The following is a 1,577-nucleotide window of genomic DNA, read 5'->3' as shown; positions in this document are numbered from 1 at the left end:
TCTCGGCCTTGAACACCCGGATTTACCTGAGCGTTCAGCCTACCTGCTTTCACCAGGACAACCAGCGCCTGGCTCACCTAGCCTTCTCCGTCCCCCCATCGCAATCATGTCCGGTACGGGAATATTGACCCGTTTCCCATCGACTACGCCTTTCGGCCTCGCCTTAGGGGCCGACTCACTCTGCTCTGATTAGCATCGAACAGAAACCCTTGGTCTTCCGGCGGGGGAGTTTTTCACTCCCCTTATCGTTACTCATGTCAGCATTCGCACTCGTGATACCTCCAGCAGACTTCTCAATCCACCTTCATCGGCGTACACGACGCTCCTCTACCGCTCATCCAGAGGATGAACCCGTAGCTTCGGTACCTGGTTTAGCCCCGTTACATCTTCCGCGCAGGCCGACTCGACCAGTGAGCTATTACGCTTTCTTTAAAGGATGGCTGCTTCTAAGCCAACCTCCTGGCTGTCTGAGCCTTCCCACATCGTTTCCCACTTAACCAGGATTTGGGGACCTTAGCTGACGGTCCGGGTTGTTTCCCTTTTCACGACGGACGTTAGCACCCGCCGTGTGTCTCCCACGCTGCACTCACCGGTATTCGGAGTTTGCCTCGGGTTGGTAAGTCGGGATGACCCCCTAGCCGAAACAGTGCTCTACCCCCGGTGGTGATACGTGAGGCGCTACCTAAATAGCTTTCGAGGAGAACCAGCTATCTCCGGGCTTGATTAGCCTTTCACTCCGATCCACAAGTCATCCAAATCTTTTTCAACAGATCCTGGTTCGGGCCTCCAGTTGATGTTACTCAACCTTCACCCTGCTCATGGATAGATCGCCCGGTTTCGGGTCTATATCCAGCGACTGGTCGCCCAGTTAAGACTCGATTTCTCTACGCCTCCCCTATTCGGTTAAGCTCGCCACTGAATATAAGTCGCTGACCCATTATACAAAAGGTACGCAGTCACAGAACAAGTCTGCTCCCACTGCTTGTACGCACACGGTTTCAGGATCTATTTCACTCCCCTCGCCGGGGTTCTTTTCGCCTTTCCCTCACGGTACTGGTTCACTATCGGTCAGCCAGGAGTATTTAGCCTTGGAGGATGGTCCCCCCGTCTTCAATCAGGGTTTCTCGTGCCCCGACCTACTCGATTTCACTGTGCTCGGATTTCGGCTACGGGACTATCACCCGCTATGGTCAGACTTCCCAGACTGTTCGCCTATCGATTGCACAACTTAAGGGCTGGTCCCCGTTCGCTCGCCGCTACTGGGGGAATCTCGGTTGATTTCTTTTCCTCGGGGTACTTAGATGTTTCAGTTCCCCCGGTTCGCCTCGTACCCCTATGTATTCAGGATACGATACTGACCTTGTGGTCAGTGGGTTTCCCCATTCAGAGATGTTCGGGTCACAGGTCGTTTGCCACCTCACCGAACCTTATCGCAGGCTACCACGTCTTTCATCGCCTCTGGCTGCCTAGGCATCCACCGTGTGCGCTTCATTGCTTGACCCTATAACCCGAAGGAGTCCGGGCCCGCAATGACAACGATTGCCGGATACGCTTGAGACGTATCACAAAACAATTGC

General features: G+C 54.2%; 1 rRNA gene. It reads right to left on the bottom strand.

The features are described from left to right. Window positions 1–1,501: ribosomal RNA gene (locus MQW23_RS19360) — 23S ribosomal RNA — on the bottom strand; the annotation flags it as partial. Window positions 1,502–1,577 lie beyond the last annotated feature (76 nt).

It is taken from the genome of Halomonas sp. S3-1-1 (assembly GCF_023757625.1).
Lineage (GTDB): Bacteria > Pseudomonadota > Gammaproteobacteria > Pseudomonadales > Halomonadaceae > Vreelandella.
The sequence above is the reverse complement of the archived record's forward strand: the minus strand, read 5'-3'. Positions and strand labels throughout refer to the sequence as shown.